We start from the raw sequence: 17,089 nt of genomic DNA, 5'->3' as shown, positions 1-17,089 counted from the left end.
GTCAGAACTCGTTCTGCAGGGCTTTGTAGCCGCGGACTAAATCAACGTTGGTGCGCGCCACGTCTTCGGAAAACTCCGAGGCGCTGACGCTGACCGGTGGGAACTGCGACAGGTCGGTGTTGGGGCCGATGCGTGTGGTGGAAGGCACGTAGAACGCTTCAGGCAAGTCACGACCGTCGACCACCGAGTTGTGCCGCACCACGCAACCGTCGCCCACCGCGCAGTTGAACAGAACGCTGTTGAAACCGATGAACACGCGATTGCCGACGCTGCAGGGGCCATGGACGATGGAGCGGTGAGCGATGGAGCTGAACTCGCCGATGGTCACCGCCGCGCCCGACTTGGAGTGGATCACCACGCCGTCCTGGATGTTCGAATTGGCGCCGATGGTGATTGCTTCCATCTCGCCCGAGTCGTCCACTTCATCGGCGCGAATCACCGCGTAGGGGCCGACGAAGACGTTCTCGCCGATCACCACTTTGCCGCAGATGATTGCGGTTTTATCCACGTACGCCGACTCCGCAATCAACGGCAGATCACCTGAAGGATTCTTGCGGATCATGGCTTGCTCAATGCCTCGTACAAGGTGTTGAGGTTGTATTCGAACAGCCCGGTGAAGGTGCTGGCCGGGCCAGTTGCAGCGAGGGCATCGGAGTACAACGTGCCACCGATATGCGCGCCGCTTTCATCAGCGATTTGCTTGAGCAGGCGCGTGTCCTTGATGTTTTCCATGAACACCGCTTTGACCTTGGCCTGACGGATCTGTGTGATCAGCGCAGCGACTTCGGCGGCCGAAGGTTCGCGTTCGGTGGACAGCCCCTGAGGCGCCATGAAGTCGATGCCGTAAGCCTGACCGAGATAGCCGAAGGCGTCATGGGAGGTGACGATTTTGCGATTACCCGGCGGCAGCGAACCGAGCTTGGCTTTGGCCTCGGCGAGCAAGGCGTAGATCTTTTTCAGATAGGCCTGGCTGTTGTGTTCGTAGTCGGCTTTGTTCGCTGGGTCGGCGGCGATCAGCGCTTTGGTGATGTTGCTGATGTACAACTCAGTGTTCGCCAGGTTGTGCCAGGCGTGTGGGTCGGGAATGGTTTCGCCGTCTTCGTCCAGAGAGCGTGGAATGACACCGTGGCTGGCGCTGATGACCGGGGCTTTGGTTTCAGTGCTGGTCACCAGGCGGTCCAGCCATGGCTCGAAACCCAGCCCGTTCTTGATGATCAGTCTGGCGTTGAGCAATGCCTTTGCGTCGTCCGGGGTCGGCTCGTAGGTGTGGGCATCGGCGTCCGGGCCGACCATATTGGTGATCTGAATATGGTCGCCGCCGACCTGACGGGTCATGTCGGCGAGGATGCTGAAGCTGGTGACCACCTGGAGTTTTTCCGCGGCAGACAGCGACATCGATAGCATCAGACTGAACAGCACGAGTAAAGCGCGCATCGGGTTACACCTCATTGGGATGTGAACAAAGGCGGGCGGCGCAGCAAACCGTGCACCGGACCGAACACCACGGACAGCAGATACCAACCGCCAGCCGCCAGTACGATTGCCGGGCCGCTGGGCAGCGAGTAGTAGAACGACAGCAACAATCCGAGCCAGACCGAGAGGCTGCCGAGCAACGCGGCGATGATGATCAGCACCGGCAAGCGGCGACTCCAGAAGCGGGATGCAGCGGCCGGCAACATCATCAAACCGACCACCATCAACGCGCCGATTGCCTGGAAACCAATCACCAGATTCAGCACCACCAGCATCAGAAACACCCCGTGAGCCAGCGGCCCGAGGCGGCTGACGGTTTGCAGAAAGAGCGGGTCGAGGGTGTCCAGCAACAGTGGTTTGTAGATGAGAGCCATGGCGATCAGGCTGAAGCCCGAGACCCAGAGCATGCCGGTCAAGGTCGGGCCATCGACCGCCAGCGCCGAACCGAATAACAGGTGCAACAGGTCCAGACGCTTGCCGGCGATGCCGAGGATCAGCACGCCGCTGGCCAGCGATATCGGGTAAATCGCGGCCAGGCTCGCGTCTTCCCGCAAACCGGTGCGACGGGTAATCCAGGCGGCCAATCCGGCCATGCTCAGGCCGGCACCGAGGCCGCCGATAGTCAGCGCGGGCAGGCTCAATCCGGCGAACCAGAAGCCCAATGCGGCGCCGGGCAAGATACCGTGAGCCACCGCGTCGCCGATCAGGCTCATGCGCCGCAGGATCAGAAACACCCCAAGCGGTGCGGTACTGCATGCCAGAACAAGGCCACCAAGCAGTGCCCGGCGCATGAACACGAACTCGTGGAATGGTTGCCAAAGTTGAGCCGCGGCGATCATCAAGCCACCTGCGTCTGAGGTTGTTGGCGAATCAGCTCGGTACTGGGACCGAGGACGCAGCCGCTGCTTTTGATCAGTAGCGCTTGTGGAATCTGTTGGCGCACGGCGGCCAAGTCATGACACACCACGACAAGGGTTCGGCCGTCGGCGTGCCAGGCGTGGATGTGTTTCCAGAGCAGCGCCTGGCCGAGTTCGTCGAGTGCGGCATGGGGTTCGTCGAGCAGCAGCAAGGGTGCATCGGCGAGGCTCAATCGGGCGAGCAGGGCACGCTGCAATTCGCCCCCGGAAAGGGCCATCAACGGGCGATGCTCCAGACCGGTCAGGCACCAGTCTTCCAACGCAGCCTTGAGTCGCTGGCTGCGAATTTCCGGAGTTTGCTTGTTGCCCCAAAAACCGGCGGCCACTAACGCTTGCAGACTGATGGGGAATTGTCGGTCCAGGTGTTGTTGCTGAGGCAGGAACGAAAGGCCGCCCTTGCGTGGAACATCAATGACGATGTTGCCGGCCAGTGGCTTTTGCAGGCCGGCGATGACTTTCAGCAGGCTGCTTTTGCCCGACCCGTTGGCGCCGATGACGGCGGTCAGGCTCCCCTTGGGTAATTCGAAATCAACCGCTGGAGTGAGCGGCTGACCGGGTGCGCCCCAGCGCAAGGCTTGGCATCGGATCATGCGGCCTCCCAGTTCCAGCGGCTTTCGGCGACGGCATCGTGGGCGTGAAGACTTTCGGCGTGGACGACTCGCACGTGAAAGGCGTTGATGCCCGGGGAGCGTTTCAATGCCAGGTTCAAGCGTCGCGCGGCGTCTTCGCAGAACATCAAGTTCTGACCATTGGCGAGGGCGAAAGCTTGTTCATCAGCGCGTTTCACGGCGGTTTGCACTGCAGTGCCGAGGGCCGCTTCCGCGTCGTTGATCGCGGCGATCAGTGGCAGGTCATCCAGATAGTCATCCAGACGCAGGCGTAATTGCGCAATGCTGCGTTGGCTATGTGGTGTCGCGACGATGCCTTTCGTGGAACCGAGCCAAGCCAGAACGTCTGCGTGTTGCAATGGTTGATTGGCGAAGTCATCAACGAATTGTTGCTGAATCAACTGCCTCGAAAGGGCTGCTGAGCACGGGCAGGTTGAGGAATAAGGCACGTCGATTTTTAGTTCCACGTGGAACATCGCGTTTTTCAGACTCGCTTCGATGCTCACCGGATAGGTTTTCCAGCCGGCCAACGGACTGACGAGCGCGGGTCTTTTGAGCAGAAGTTCGGTGTGAATTTTTAGGTAAGCGTTGTGGGAAAGTCCTTCATGGGTCTCGAGAAAACTCAACAAGACTCGCCGCAACAACGCGGGTGAAAGGTTTTCCTGCTCAAGCATCTCCAGCGCCAGGTACAGCCGCGACATATGGATGCCACGCGCTTCTCCATCGTCGAGGCTCACGCCAGCGTCGGCCTTTGCACTCAGTCGTTGGCCATCGAATAAAACAGGAAGAGCAATGCCGCACATGCCCACCCAATCGAGTGGCAGGGCTTGGCGTGAGGCCTGCGCGGCGATATCCGGCAGAGTCAGCGCATTCATGAGCAGGTCCATCGTGGGAGTTGATTTGGCATGTTATATTATAACAATAAAATCAACGATGCCTTTTTTCGTGAACGAGTTTTCATCATGCACAGACGTCACTTGCTCAACCTGATTCTGGCCAGCGCGGCCTTCGCGTTACCCTTTGGGGCGTCGGCCACGCAAATTCGCAATGCACGACTGTGGCGTTCGGACGACAAGCTGCGACTGGTGTTCGATCTGAGCGGGCCGGTGCAGTACAAAACCTTTTCCCTGAGTGCTCCGGAGCGGCTGATCATCGATCTGAGTGGCGCCAACTTCAGTGGCGACTTCAGTCAGCTGGCGCTCGACAACTCGGTGATTCGCGCGATCCGTTCCGGGCATTTCGGTCAGGGCGATACGCGGATCGTCCTCGACCTCAGCGGTCCGGTGCAGCTCAACAGCTTCCTGTTGCCACCACAGGATGGGCAGGGGCACCGATTGGTGCTCGATCTGAAGGCCATTGCTCCGCTACAGATCGCGGCGGCGCCGTCGGAAAAACGTGAGCCCATCATCGACAAGGCTCATCCCAAGCGCGACGTCATTGTGGTGGTCGACCCTGGTCACGGCGGCAAAGACCCGGGCGCGGTCGGCGCCAAAGGCGAGCGGGAGAAAGACGTGGTGCTATCAATCGCCCAACTGTTGGCCAAGAGGCTGAAGCGTGAAAAGGGCTTCGACGTGAAACTGGTGCGCAACGACGACTTCTTCGTCCCACTGCGCAAGCGCGTGGAGATCGCCCGCAAGCACAAGGCCGACATGTTCATCTCGGTCCACGCGGACGCCGCGCCGCGCCTCACCGCTTCAGGTGCGTCGGTGTACTGCCTGTCCGAAGGTGGTGCGACCTCGGCCACCGCACGTTTCATGGCGCAACGGGAGAACGGCGCGGACCTGTTGGGCGCCACCAGCCTGCTCAATCTCAAGGACAAGGATCCGATGCTCGCCGGGGTGATTCTCGACATGTCGATGAACGCCACCATCGCCGCCAGTTTGCAGTTGGGCAATACGGTGCTCGGCAGCCTGGCGGGCATTACCACGCTGCATCAGAAGCGTGTGGAGCAGGCGGGATTTGCGGTGTTGAAGTCGCCGGATGTGCCGTCGATTCTGGTGGAAACCGGCTTCATCTCGAACGCCCGTGACAGCCAGCGACTGGTGACGGCGCGACATCAGCAGGCTGTGGCGGATGGTTTATTCGATGGTTTGCAGCGTTATTTTCAGAAGAACCCGCCGATGAACAGCTACATCGCCTGGCAGCAGGAGCAGAAGAAGGCGCAGGCCTAGCAGCCGGTCATCCGGCTACAGGTGAACTTCGCGCTGCTGCCTCCGGAACTGGAGAACCGATTGATGGTTGTCCAGCCAACCCGGCGGTTGTAGCCGACCCAGGCTTCGCCATCGGATGCGAGGCCGGTAAAGAACGTCAGTTGCCCATAGCGGCTGTTGGTTTGCGCCCAATGGCGTTTGCCGGCGACTTCAAAGCCGCGCAAGTAGATCGTGCTACCCACGGTATTAACGCTGTAGGCATTGCCGTCGGCATCCACGCAAGCCAGCAGATTGGCGCTGCGGGTGCATTTGGCCAGGCTGGGGACTTGTCCCCAGGCATTGACCGCGATCAGCAACGAAAGGCTCAGTAACGAGAATCTCAGGGCGTTTCCCATGGCATTTCTCAAGGGGCGGACGGGCTAAAGCATCGTGCCCTTTGTCGTTGTGGGCAAGAGGGGGAGTGGCTTGTTTGTGTTGTTATACTATAACATAAATTAAGCCCGACATTGCGACCGGGCATCCCTGTGAGGAATACCTGATGCCCAATCGTCTCCCCGTGACCGTCCTGTCGGGCTTTCTCGGCGCCGGAAAAAGTACACTGCTGAATTACGTACTACGTAATCGCGATAATCTGCGGGTCGCGGTGATCGTCAACGACATGAGCGAAATCAACATCGATGGCAGTGAAGTTCAACGCGATGTCAGCCTGAACCGTGCCGAAGAAAAACTCGTGGAAATGAGCAACGGTTGCATTTGCTGTACGTTGCGCGAAGACCTGCTCGAAGAAGTCAGCAAACTCGCCAGGGACGGTCGTTTCGATTATCTGCTGATCGAGTCCACCGGCATTTCCGAGCCGCTGCCCGTGGCGGAAACCTTCACCTTTCGCGATGAAGAAGGGCAGAGCCTGGCCGACATTGCGCGGCTCGACACCATGGTCACCGTGGTCGACGGCATGAACTTCCTGCTCGACTACCAAGCCGCCGAAAGCCTCGCTTCCCGTGGTGAAACCCTGGGCGAGGAGGACGAGCGCTCGATCACTGACCTGTTGATCGAGCAGATCGAATTCGCCGACGTGATCCTGATCAGCAAGATCGATTTGATCAGCAGCCGCGAACGCCAGGAGTTGATCGCGATCCTTGAACGGCTCAATGCCCAGGCCGAAATCATTCCGATGGTCATGGGCGAGGTGCCACTCAAGAAGATCCTCAACACTGGGCGTTTCGACTTCGAGAAGGCCGCTCAGGCACCAGGATGGTTACAGGAGTTGCGCGGTGAACACGTACCGGAAACCGAGGAGTATGGCATTGCCTCCACGGCTTATCGGGCGCGGCGACCGTTTCATCCGCAGCGCTTCTTCAGTTTTATCGACCGCCCGTGGGTGAACGGCAAACTGCTGCGTTCCAAAGGCTTTTTCTGGCTGGCCAGCAAACATACGGATGCCGGCAGCTGGTCCCAGGCCGGTGGCTTGATGCGCCATGGGTTTGCCGGGCGCTGGTGGCGTTTTGTGCCGAAAAACCAGTGGCCGCAAGACGAAGAAAGCACCGCCGGGATCATGGAGAACTGGACGGCCGCCACCGGCGATTGCCGGCAGGAACTGGTGTTTATCGGCCAGAACATCGACTTTGCACAACTCACCACCGAACTTGATAACTGCCTGCTGACTGATGATGAAATGGCCCTAGGCGTCGAGGGTTGGCGGTTGTTGCCCGATCCGTTCGGTCCCTGGCACGAAGAGGCGGCTGCCTGATGCTGGCGCCCAGTCTGAAGCTACGACCGGTCATTGCTCAGGTTCAAGGTGAAACGCCAAAGGTGCTGACCGGGATTCTGGACGACGGTGTGAACCTCGCCCTTTGGCAGCGCCAACTGCCGGTGCACATTGCCGATTTCGGTCGCTTGCTGTTGTCCCTGAACCAGCCGCTGGCCGAGTCGCTTTCCCTTGAAATGGCCAGTGATGACGCCGAACCCAATCTCCACGGTTTAGCCTCAGGCTTCAGCGATCTTGAAGGCTACGAAGGCTTTATCGCCGACGTTTCCTGGCTGGTCAGCGCGTTCGCCTGCCTGTTGGGCGCCCAACGCGTCGGCCTGCGCCTGCGGGTTCTGGACAAAGCCATGTGCCCGCGTTTCCACGTCGATCATGTGCCGGTGCGGTTGATCACTACCTACGCAGGGACCGGCAGCCAATGGCTGAAAGAAGGGGCGATGGATCGCCGCCGATTAGGCGAGCCTGACGCCGAACCCCAGGATGATTCGCTGATCCAGCGCATCGCCAGCGGCGAAGTGGCGCTGCTTAAAGGAGAGAAGTGGCACGGCAACGAAGGTTTCGGCTTGATTCACCGTTCGCCGCAGCCGGCACCGGGCGAGCGTCGTTTGATTCTGACCCTCGACTGGCTGGGCTGACGGCTCAAGGTTTGAGCCAGGTTCCCTGGCTCTGGGTTTCGCAAAACGGCTTCAAATACGCCGCATCGGTGGCCACGCCGTAATAGTGAATATCCTGCCGGTAAGGCATATTGGCGACTTGAGCGTTGCTGCACACTCCGAACGCGCCGGTGGGGCATTGGTCGACGTACTGCACCTCGACTTTCTGCCCGGCCAGATTCGGCTGGCAGAAACCGTCGGCGAACAGCTTTTCCGGGATGTTGCGGTTCTGTTGGCAGACTTTCACGTCGAGCCGCTCAGCCGTACTGTGTACCACACAGGCCTGGGCCAACGCTTCACCCGACGTGAGCGCCAGAAGCAACGACCATCCCATCAACCGCATCCTTTACCTCCTCAGAAAACTTCGACCATGTTGCAGAACATTCCCACCCACGTCATCGCCGGCCCGCTGGGTGCCGGCAAGACCAGCCTGATCAAGCACCTGCTGGCGCAGCGGCCGGCCGGTGAGCGCTGGGCGGTGCTGATCAACGAATTCGGCCAGATCGGCCTGGATGCTGCGCTGCTGACCCAGGACGCCGATGGTATCGCACTGGGGGAAGTGGCCGGGGGGTGTTTGTGTTGCGTCAATGGTGCGCCATTTCAGATCGGCCTCGGACGGTTGCTGCGCAAGGCACGACCGGATCGACTGTTTATCGAACCCTCCGGACTGGGGCATCCGGCTCAGTTGCTCAGGCAATTGAGTGAGGCGCCGTGGCAAGGCGTCCTGGCGGTGCAGCCTTGCGTGCTGGTACTGGACGCCCGGGCACTCGCGGCCGGAAAACCGCTGCCAGCGGCGCAACAGCAAGCCTTGGACAGTGCCGGGTTGCTGTTGCTGAACAAGGCGGAAAGCCTCGACGACAGTGATCGCCAGCGAGTTGTCGCACAGTTGCCGTCGCGTCCTTTGTACTGGACGCAGCAAGCTGTCTTGCCGCTGAGCGAGTTACCGGGCCTCAAGGCTCAGGCTGTCGCGGGTGTGGATAACTTCATCGTGCCCAAGGGGCTGGCGCAGATGCCGGCCATCTGGACTGACCCCGCCCAGCCGATTTGCTTGAGTCAGGCGCAAGAGGGTGGCTGGAGCGTCGGCTGGCGCTGGCATCCGAGTCAGACGTTCGATGCAGTGCTTGTTGGAAAGTGGCTTGAGAGCCTTGAATGGTTGCGGGCGAAGCTGGTTATCCACAGCGTCGAGGGTTGGGTGTCGGCCAACGCACTGAATAACTCGCTACTGGATTGGCAACCCAGCGAATGGCGACGGGATTCGCGCATCGAGCTGATTTTCAGTGAAGTGCAGGATGTTGAGTCGCTGCAAAGAGATCTGGCCGATTGCCGGTCGGGGTGAAGATCAAAAGATCGCAGGCTGCGATCTTTTGATCTTCAAGGACGCCACTTGGTGTGTTCTTGCCGCCACTGGCTCAATTCAATCACCTCGGCGCTGGGTTTTGCGACTTCGACCACCGGTGGTGTGTCGTCGAATGGCATTGGGTAGGGCGCGAGCTCGATCTGTGCGCTATGGGCGCCGAACTGAGTGATGGTGCCGTTGTGGCGGGTTTCACCGGTCACGGTGAATTCGAAGTTATACACACGGGCCAGGCGCCGACGGCCGTTGGCGTCTTTAATGAAAGCGATCTTTTTCAAAGCTACGTTGCCGTCCAGCAACTCGATCCGCAACTTGGCGCAATGCTGCTGAACCCGCTCCAGAGCGCGTTCACGCAATCCGTGGTTGTGCCACAGCCATGCGCCACCGGTGGCGAGCAGCATGAACACGAAGATATTTCCGAGGGTCAGCATCAACAGGGTGCTCCAACAAGATAGTGCCAGCTTAACTGCGTCTCTGGTCTGTCGTACAGGCTGCGTTTAGTCGCATACTGCGCGGCTCGAATTTCAATCGGTTTATGGAAAACTCACCGCATGAAACGTACGCCCCATCTGCTCGCCATCCAGTCCCATGTGGTGTTCGGCCACGCTGGCAACAGCGCCGCGGTTTTCCCGATGCAGCGGGTCGGGGTGAACGTCTGGCCACTCAATACCGTGCAGTTCTCCAACCACACGCAATATGGCCAGTGGGCCGGAGAAGTGCTGGCTCCGCATCAGATTCCGGAATTGGTGGAGGGGATCGCGGCGATTGGCGAACTGGGCAACTGCGATGCCGTGTTGTCCGGCTACCTCGGCAGCGCTGCCCAGGGCCGGGCGATTCTGGCGGGGGTGGAGCGAATCAAATCGATTAATCCCAAAGCCTTATACCTTTGCGACCCGGTGATGGGCCATCCGGAGAAAGGCTGCAGCGTTCCAGCCGAAGTCAGCGATTTCCTGCTGGAAGAGGCAGCGGCAATAGCCGACTTCATGTGCCCGAATCAGCTGGAGCTGAACAGCTTCTCGGGGCGCAAGGCGCAGTCACTGTTCGATTGCCTGGCCATGGCGCGGGCGCTGCTGGCGCGCGGTCCGAAGGCGGTGTTGGTCAAGCATCTGGACTATCCCGGCAAACTGACGGATGGCTTCGAGATGTTGCTGGTGACCGCTGAAGGCAGCTGGCACTTGCGTCGGCCGTTGCTGGCGTTCCCGCGTCAGCCGGTGGGCGTTGGCGATCTGACTTCCGGGCTGTTCCTGGCGCGCGTGCTGCTGGGTGACAGTCTGCTGAGCGCCTTTGAGTTCACCGCGGCGGCGGTGCATGAAGTGTTGCTGGAAACCCAGGCTTGCGCCAGCTATGAGCTGGAACTGGTGCGAGCGCAGGACCGGATCGCCCATCCGCGGGTGCGGTTCGAGGCGATGGCGATCAGCCTTTAAAAGCTTCGCGGGCAAGCCTCGCTCCTACACAGGGATGGCGCATTACCCATAGGAGCGAGCGGTGCGGCGATCCGACTTGCCCGCGAAAGCGATCTAAAGACTGAACACGTCAGGCGTCGCCCTTGATTTCCTGATAGCGCTTTTCCAGTTCCTGACGAATCTGCCGACGCTGCTGGGCTTGCATGTATCGACGCTTGTCTTCGCTGTTCTGCGGTTGCAGTGGCGGGACGGAGGCCGGTTTACGCTGGTCATCCACCGCGACCATGGTGAAGAAGCAGCTGTTGGTGTGGCGCACCGAGCGCTCGCGAATGTTCTCGGTCACGACCTTGATGCCCACTTCCATCGAGGTATTACCGGTGTAGTTGACCGAGGCCAGAAAGGTCACCAGCTCACCGACATGAATCGGCTCGCGGAAGATCACCTGATCCACTGACAAGGTCACTACGTAACGGCCGGCATACCGGCTGGCGCAAGCGTAGGCCACTTCATCGAGGTATTTGAGCAGGGTGCCGCCGTGGACATTGCCTGAGAAGTTGGCCATGTCGGGGGTCATCAATACCGTCATCGACAGCTGGGCGTTTCCGGGTTCCATAACGTACTCACGGGTTCAAGGCAGGGTTTGGGGGGTACACCTCTGTGGGTGCTTGTCGGTGTTTTTCAAACCAACAGTTATCGGGACGCCGGGCGGGGAGGCGCCGTCACGCCCGAAGCGATCTGTTTCCATATATTGCACCGTCTTTGCGCCGGAAGTCGTGGTGTTACCCTTCAAAAGCCCACCGCCGAAGGAGCCACACACCATGCATGCCATCAGTTTCATTCAGGATCTGGCAGTGATCATGTTGATCGCGGGTGTGGTGACCGTGCTCTTTCATCGTCTCAAACAACCGGTGGTGCTCGGCTACATCGTCGCCGGTTTCATTATCGGCCCGCACACGCCGCCCTTCGGCCTGATCCACGACGAAGAAACCATCAAGACCCTCGCCGAGCTCGGGGTGATTTTCCTGATGTTCTGCCTGGGCCTGGAGTTCAGCCTGCGCAAGCTGTTCAAGGTCGGCGCCACAGCGTTCATCGCAGCGTTCCTGGAAATCGTCCTGATGATCTGGATCGGCTATGAAATCGGCCGCTGGTTCGAGTGGAATACCATGGATTCGCTGTTCCTCGGTGCGATCCTGGCGATTTCCTCGACCACCATCATCGTTAAGGCGCTCAACGACCTGAAGATGAAGAATGAGCGTTTTGCGCAGCTGATCTTCGGCGTACTGATCGTCGAAGACATCCTCGGCATCGGCATCATCGCGTTGCTGTCGAGCATCGCGGTCAGCGGCACGGTCAGTTCCGGCGAAGTGTTTTCCACGGTCGGAAAGCTTTCACTATTCATGATTGTCGCATTGGTCATCGGCATTCTGCTGGTGCCGCGACTACTGGCCTATGTGGCGAAGTTCGAAAGCAACGAAATGTTGCTGATCACCGTACTGGGCCTGTGTTTCGGTTTCTGCCTGCTGGTGGTCAAGCTTGAATACAGCATGGTCCTCGGCGCGTTCCTGATCGGCGCGATCATGGCCGAATCGCGCCAGTTGCTGAAGATCGAGCAGTTGATCGAGCCGGTTCGCGACCTGTTCAGTGCGATCTTCTTCGTGGCCATCGGCCTTATGCTCGACCCGATGATCCTGCTGCAATACGCCTGGCCGATTGCGGTGATCACTGTGGCGGTGGTTCTGGGCAAGATGCTGTCCTGCGGCCTTGGCGCGTTTATCGCAGGCAATGACGGACGCACCTCATTGCGCGTGGGAATGGGGCTTTCACAGATTGGCGAATTCTCTTTCATCATCGCGGCGCTGGGCATGACGCTGCAGGTCACCAGTAGCTTTCTCTATCCGGTGGCTGTGGCCGTCTCGGTGATCACCACGCTGTTGACGCCCTATCTGATCCGCGCGGCCGATCCGCTGTCGATCAAGCTTGCTGCCGTGATGCCGCAGCGTCTGGCCCGTGTGCTGGGGATGTATGGTGAATGGCTGCGCAGCATCCAGCCTCAGGGCGAGGGCGCGCTGTTGGCGTCGATGATTCGGCGGATTCTGTTGCAGGTGGGGGTCAATCTGGCGCTGGTGGTTGCGATCTTTTTATCGGGCGCCTTCTTCGCCGAGCGCATGTCCGTTTACCTGCAAGACTGGATCAGCGACCCGAGCTGGCAAAAAGCGTTGATCTGGGGCTGGGCGTTGCTGTTGTCGCTGCCGTTCCTGATCGCCGCCTATCGCAAGCTCAAGGCGCTGTCGATGCTGCTGGCAGAAATGGGGGTGAAGCCGGAGATGGCCGGCCGTCACACGCAGCGAGTGCGTCGGGTGATCGCCGAAGTGATCCCGATCCTCTCGCTGTTGGTGATTTTCCTGCTGCTGGCGGCCTTGTCGGCCAGTATTCTGCCGACCAACAAGTTGCTGGTGCTGATTGTCGTGGTCGCGGCCGCGGTGGCGGCGCTGCTCTGGCGCTGGTTCATCCGCGTGCATACGCGGATGCAGGTGGCCTTGCTGGAAACCCTGGATAACCACAAGGATTCGTCCGAGCATTGAGCGTGACGAGTCCCTGTAGCAGCTGCCGAAGGCTGCGTTCGACTGCGCAGCAGTCGCCAATCAGGCTACGAGGTGATTCAGGTTAACCGAGTGTCAGGGTTTACGACTGCTTCGCAGCCGAACGCAGGCTGCGCCAGCTGCTACAAAAAATCGTGCAGGGGTACATCAGCTTTCCAGCCAGACGTCCCGTGCCCAGTGCCAGACCGATTCCCAGGTTTCTTCGGCGAGTAACTCTTCTTCGGCCAGCCACAACACCACGGTGCCGTCTTCTTCGACGCAGTAGTAGTTGTCACCGTCCTGGCAGATCGGGATCAGGCTGCGATCAACACCAGCGTCCCAGGCGTTGGCGGCAACGTCCGGCAGGTAGGTGTGGGATTGCGGGTCGGTGACGGTCACCGGCTCCAGGCTGCCGTAGACTACATCGCTGACGGTCAGCAGGAATTCTCTGAATACGAAGGGAATGTCGATGAACAGTTGCTCTTCGATTTCTACCAGCAGATCTTCGTCGGGCAACTCCAAGGGGACCGGTACCGGTTCGTTGGCTTCACGCAGTTGTTCGATGATTTCTTCCACGTCCGGGATCCTCTTGCTTGATGGCGCGGTTTAGTTGGGGCGGTTTATACAGTAGCTCGCTATAGATGCAACCGTGAAATAGAAAACCCCGGCAGAGCCGGGGTTTTCATTACAGCATGCGAAAGCGCGGGGTTATCAGCCGTTCTGGCGGATACCTGCTACCAGCCAAGGCTGGTTTTCGCCCTGGGGACGTTCCATGTTCCAGCTTTCGCTGAACACTTCGCCCTGGTCGAAACGCGAGTTCTTAGACACGCCGCTGAAGGTCAGGGTGGCGATAGTCTTGTCTGCACGGTCATCAACGCCGTCCAGTTGTACCTGGAGATTGTCGATGTAGGTCGACTGGAAGCCGTCGCCCAGGTCGGCACGTTCGCGCTTGAGGAACTCCAGCAGTTGCGGGGTCACGAACTCGGCGATCTTGTCCATTTCGTTAGCGTCCCAGTGCTGTTGCAGGGACTGGAAATGGTTGCGTGCGGCTTCGACGAAGCGCTCTTCGTTGAACCAGGCCGGAGCATTGATCACTGGACGCGCGGCAGGTGCAGCCGAACCGCCGAAGATCGAACCCATGGCTGGCTTCTGATCGAATACTTCACGTTGCATCGGCGCGCCGGCCGGAGCCATATGCTCCTGCTGTTTGCGACGACGAGCGGCAATGAAGCGGAAGACCAGGAAGGCGATGACCGCCATGATCAGGATGTCGAAGAACTGCATGCCCTGGAAGCCGCCGCCCATGAACATGGAAGCCAGCAGGCCACCGGCCGCGATACCGGCCAGAGGGCCGAGCCAGCGCGAAGCACCGCCGGCCTTGGCGGCAGCGCCAGCGGCACCGGCCGCACCGGCCGCACCGGCAGTGGCGGCTGCGCCGCCCATGCCCGGAGAAGAAGGAGCCATTTGGCTGGTCTGGTGAGTCGGCGCAGCGCCGGAGCTCTTGCCGCCACCAAAGCGCTTGGCCGCATTGGCGTCGAGGCTCATCGTCAGGCCGATGCACAACGCCATGGCGATGCTAAGAAAACGTTTCATAAAGGGAATTCCCATTTGTGGATGGCACGCGCGCCATGTTGCACAGCTGAAGTGTTACTGGCTAGCGGCAGAGTGTTTCGGGCTTTTGCCTGACAGGTTCTGTTCAGCTTCAGTCAGTGCAATAAGGCCTGTTAGCTTTTGTTTGTCGGATGAGTGGACAAGTTCTGTAGGACGATGAGTCCTGTGGGAGCGGGCTTGCTCGCGAAGAACGATAACGCGGTGTTCCTGACAAACCGCGTTGCGGCCTTCGCGAGCAAGCCCGCTCCCACAAAAGCGTTCTCGGTTGTCCTTAGATCGCTTCCAGCTTGGCGTAACCGAGCATCAGCCACTTGCTGCCTTCGCTGAAGTTCACCTGCACCCGCGCCTGAGCACCGGCGCCTTCGAAATTCAGGATCACACCGTCGCCGAACACCGAATGCCGCACAGTCTGGCCGAGGCTGAACCCGGTGTCCGGGATTTCGCTGCCGCCGAACAGGCTGCTGGAACTCTGCTGCTGGCCACCGCCGAACGGACGGCTGACGCTGTTGGACAGTCGCACTTCCTGGATCAGGCCTTTGGGTACTTCACGGACGAAACGCGACACCTTGTTGTAGGTCTCGCTGCCGTACAAGCGTCGGGTTTCAGCATACGTCAGCACCAGGTTCTGCATCGCCCGGGTGATACCGACGTAGGCCAGACGCCGCTCTTCTTCAAGGCGGCCGGGTTCTTCCAGGCTCATCTTGTGCGGGAACAGACCTTCTTCCATGCCCACCAGGAACACGTAAGGGAATTCCAGGCCCTTGGCGCTGTGCAGGGTCATTAGCTGAATGCTGTCTTCGTGCTCGTCGGCCTGGGTGTCCCCGGCCTCCAGCGAGGCGTGGCCGAGGAACGCCGCCAGTGGCGATTGCTCTTCGTCCTCTTCCGGGTTTTCGAAGTTGCGCGCGGCGCTGACCAGTTCCTCAAGGTTTTCTACCCGGGCCTGGCCTTTCTCGCCTTTTTCCGCCTGGTGGTAAGCGATCAGCCCCGACTGCTCGATGACGGTCTGGGTCATCAGGTGCAGTGGCATTTCCATGCACTTGGCGGCGAGGTTCTCGATCAGCTCCATGAACGCCCCAAGGGCACCGGCAGCGCGACCGGTCAGGCCCTTGTTGGCCACCAACTGGCGCATGGCTTCCCACATCGACACATCGCTGTGGCGCGCATGCTCGCGAATCGCTTCGACGGTTTTTTCGCCGATGCCACGGGCCGGAACGTTGATCACCCGCTCCAGGGCCGCATCGTTGCCACGGCCTTCCAGCAAGCGCAGGTACGCCATGGCGTTCTTGATTTCTGCCCGTTCGAAGAAGCGCTGACCGCCATAAATGCGGTATGGGATGCGCTCGCGTAGCAAGGCTTCTTCCAAAACGCGCGATTGGGCGTTAGAGCGGTACAGAATCGCGATATCACTGCGAGCCAAGCCGGTTTTCAGCGCGCTTTCAATGGTTTCAACCACGTAGCGTGCTTCGTCGTGTTCGTTGAACGCGGCGTACAGATTGATCGCTTCGCCTTCGCCACCATCGGTCCACAGCTCTTTGCCCATGCGCCCGGTATTGTTGGCGATCAGGGCGTTGGCGGCCTTGAGGATCCCGGCGGTGGAGCGGTAGTTCTGCTCCAGACGAATGATCTCGGCATCCGGGAAGTCGTCGGAATACTGATAGATGTTCTCGATTTTCGCGCCGCGCCAGCCATAGATCGACTGATCGTCGTCGCCGACCACCATCAGGCTGTCGCCACCCTTGGCCAGCAGACGCAGCCAGGCGTACTGCACGGCGTTGGTGTCCTGGAACTCGTCCACCAGAATGTGCCGGAAGCGTTTCTGATAATGGGCGAGCAGGCCCGGGTGGTCGCGCCACAGATCGAGGGCGCGCAGCAGCAGTTCGGAGAAGTCGATGACGCCGGCGCGCAGGCACGCAGCCTCGTAGGCTTCATAAATGCTGCGCATGGTCGCCAGGAACAGATCGCCGCTGGCTTGAATATGTTGTGGACGCAGACCTTCGTCTTTCTGCCCGTTGATGAACCACTGGGCCTGCCGGGCCGGCCAGCGTTGCTCGTCCAGGCCCAGCTCGCGGATCACCCGCTTGACCAGCCGTTGCTGGTCGTCGCTGTCGAGAATCTGGAAGGTCTGGCTCAGGCCCGCCTCTTGCCAGTGCGCCCGCAATAAGCGGTGCGCCAGGCCGTGGAAGGTGCCGACCCACATGCCGGCCGGGTTGATACCCATCAGCTGCTCGATGCGATGACGCATCTCGGCAGCGGCCTTGTTGGTGAAGGTCACCGACAGAATGGAGTGGGGCGAGGCGTTTTCGACCTGGATCAACCAGGCGATACGGTGCACCAGCACTCGGGTTTTACCGGAGCCAGCACCGGCCAGGACCAACTGACGACCCACGGAGGCAGCTACGGCCTGGCGTTGGGCATCGTTGAGGGAGTTCAGCAGAAGGGAGAGATCATCGCGCATCGGGGCATTCTAGGGTGCGCCGTCACACCGGGCAAACCGAGCTTTGCATTAGCCGATGAAAGAAGCATCGACGATGACCGGTTGGTCACTGGCTGCAAGCAGGGACGGGGCTCGCCTGGCGGCT

General features: G+C 60.0%; 18 protein-coding genes. 6 read left to right on the top strand and 12 right to left on the bottom strand.

Going from position 1 to position 17,089, the window contains the following annotated elements; all coding sequences use genetic code 11:
• Position 1 precedes the first annotated feature (1 nt).
• From AC30D7_RS01860 to folE2, 5 genes are read right to left on the bottom strand one after another with little or no spacing between them, the layout of a single operon-like run.
• The gene (locus tag AC30D7_RS01860; protein WP_490132799.1) at positions 2–562 is read right to left on the bottom strand and encodes a gamma carbonic anhydrase family protein; all 561 of its coding nucleotides are present in this window, start codon (positions 560–562) and stop codon (positions 2–4) included.
• Complete coding sequence (locus tag AC30D7_RS01855) at positions 559–1,434, bottom strand: metal ABC transporter substrate-binding protein (protein WP_490132798.1); 876 nt, start codon at positions 1,432–1,434, stop codon at positions 559–561. Before AC30D7_RS01855 ends, AC30D7_RS01860 begins: the two co-directional genes overlap by 4 nt.
• A gap of 11 nt (positions 1,435–1,445) precedes the next feature.
• Positions 1,446–2,312, bottom strand: coding sequence for a metal ABC transporter permease (locus AC30D7_RS01850; RefSeq protein ID WP_490132797.1), 867 nt, complete (start codon positions 2,310–2,312; stop codon positions 1,446–1,448).
• On the bottom strand, positions 2,312–2,980 hold the full coding sequence (locus AC30D7_RS01845; RefSeq protein WP_490132796.1) for a metal ABC transporter ATP-binding protein: 669 nt from the start codon (positions 2,978–2,980) through the stop codon (positions 2,312–2,314). Before AC30D7_RS01845 ends, AC30D7_RS01850 begins: the two co-directional genes overlap by 1 nt.
• On the bottom strand, positions 2,977–3,873 hold the full coding sequence (folE2, locus tag AC30D7_RS01840; RefSeq protein WP_490132795.1) for a GTP cyclohydrolase FolE2: 897 nt from the start codon (positions 3,871–3,873) through the stop codon (positions 2,977–2,979). Before folE2 ends, AC30D7_RS01845 begins: the two co-directional genes overlap by 4 nt.
• A gap of 87 nt (positions 3,874–3,960) precedes the next feature.
• Between folE2 and AC30D7_RS01835 the strand changes: the two genes are divergently transcribed.
• Positions 3,961–5,169, top strand: a complete 1,209-nt coding sequence (locus AC30D7_RS01835) for an N-acetylmuramoyl-L-alanine amidase (RefSeq protein WP_490132794.1) — start codon at positions 3,961–3,963, stop codon at positions 5,167–5,169.
• On the opposite strand, the gene AC30D7_RS01830 is transcribed toward AC30D7_RS01835, so the two are convergent.
• The gene (locus AC30D7_RS01830) at positions 5,166–5,543 is read right to left on the bottom strand and encodes a hypothetical protein (RefSeq protein ID WP_028940095.1); all 378 of its coding nucleotides are present in this window, start codon (positions 5,541–5,543) and stop codon (positions 5,166–5,168) included. The genes AC30D7_RS01835 and AC30D7_RS01830 overlap by 4 nt on opposite strands.
• A gap of 143 nt (positions 5,544–5,686) precedes the next feature.
• Here AC30D7_RS01830 and zigA point away from each other — a divergent pair, with 143 nt between their 5' ends.
• Both zigA and AC30D7_RS01820 read left to right on the top strand, forming a co-directional pair.
• Complete coding sequence (zigA, locus tag AC30D7_RS01825; protein ID WP_490132793.1) at positions 5,687–6,895, top strand: zinc metallochaperone GTPase ZigA; 1,209 nt, start codon at positions 5,687–5,689, stop codon at positions 6,893–6,895.
• A complete protein-coding gene (locus tag AC30D7_RS01820; protein ID WP_490132792.1) occupies positions 6,895–7,545 on the top strand; it encodes a DUF1826 domain-containing protein in 651 nt (216 codons plus the stop codon). The genes zigA and AC30D7_RS01820 overlap by 1 nt, the downstream gene beginning before the upstream one ends.
• A gap of 4 nt (positions 7,546–7,549) precedes the next feature.
• Here the strand turns inward: AC30D7_RS01820 and AC30D7_RS01815 are convergent, their stop codons facing one another.
• Positions 7,550–7,906: an NADH:ubiquinone oxidoreductase gene (locus tag AC30D7_RS01815; protein ID WP_490132791.1), complete on the bottom strand. Its 357-nt coding sequence runs from the start codon at positions 7,904–7,906 to the stop codon at positions 7,550–7,552.
• A 27-nt stretch (positions 7,907–7,933) separates the two neighbouring features.
• Between AC30D7_RS01815 and AC30D7_RS01810 the strand changes: the two genes are divergently transcribed.
• Positions 7,934–8,899, top strand: a complete 966-nt coding sequence (locus AC30D7_RS01810) for a CobW family GTP-binding protein (RefSeq protein WP_490132790.1) — start codon at positions 7,934–7,936, stop codon at positions 8,897–8,899.
• Positions 8,900–8,934: 35 nt separating this feature from the next.
• Here AC30D7_RS01810 and AC30D7_RS01805 read toward each other — a convergent pair whose 3' ends face one another.
• Positions 8,935–9,348: a DUF3301 domain-containing protein gene (locus AC30D7_RS01805; RefSeq protein ID WP_019580374.1), complete on the bottom strand. Its 414-nt coding sequence runs from the start codon at positions 9,346–9,348 to the stop codon at positions 8,935–8,937.
• Positions 9,349–9,468: 120 nt separating this feature from the next.
• Here AC30D7_RS01805 and pdxY point away from each other — a divergent pair, with 120 nt between their 5' ends.
• Complete coding sequence (pdxY, locus tag AC30D7_RS01800) at positions 9,469–10,341, top strand: pyridoxal kinase PdxY (RefSeq protein WP_490132789.1); 873 nt, start codon at positions 9,469–9,471, stop codon at positions 10,339–10,341.
• 109 nt (positions 10,342–10,450) lie between these two features.
• Here the strand turns inward: pdxY and AC30D7_RS01795 are convergent, their stop codons facing one another.
• Positions 10,451–10,933: an acyl-CoA thioesterase gene (locus AC30D7_RS01795; RefSeq protein ID WP_007934430.1), complete on the bottom strand. Its 483-nt coding sequence runs from the start codon at positions 10,931–10,933 to the stop codon at positions 10,451–10,453.
• Between the two features lie 205 nt (positions 10,934–11,138).
• Between AC30D7_RS01795 and AC30D7_RS01790 the strand changes: the two genes are divergently transcribed.
• Entirely contained in the window at positions 11,139–12,902 is a 1,764-nt protein-coding gene (locus AC30D7_RS01790; protein WP_490132788.1) for a cation:proton antiporter, read from the top strand.
• A gap of 165 nt (positions 12,903–13,067) precedes the next feature.
• Here the strand turns inward: AC30D7_RS01790 and AC30D7_RS01785 are convergent, their stop codons facing one another.
• The 3 genes from AC30D7_RS01785 to uvrD form a co-directional block, all read right to left on the bottom strand.
• Positions 13,068–13,475, bottom strand: coding sequence for an SMI1/KNR4 family protein (locus AC30D7_RS01785; protein ID WP_007934432.1), 408 nt, complete (start codon positions 13,473–13,475; stop codon positions 13,068–13,070).
• 135 nt (positions 13,476–13,610) lie between these two features.
• Positions 13,611–14,492: a Tim44 domain-containing protein gene (locus AC30D7_RS01780; protein WP_490132787.1), complete on the bottom strand. Its 882-nt coding sequence runs from the start codon at positions 14,490–14,492 to the stop codon at positions 13,611–13,613.
• A 289-nt stretch (positions 14,493–14,781) separates the two neighbouring features.
• Entirely contained in the window at positions 14,782–16,965 is a 2,184-nt protein-coding gene (uvrD, locus tag AC30D7_RS01775) for a DNA helicase II (RefSeq protein ID WP_490132786.1), read from the bottom strand.
• Positions 16,966–17,089: the final 124 nt, after the last annotated feature.

Source organism: Pseudomonas sp. DF5, from assembly GCF_058148225.1.
Note: the sequence above shows the minus strand (reverse complement) of the source record. Positions and strands in the feature narration are given on the sequence as shown.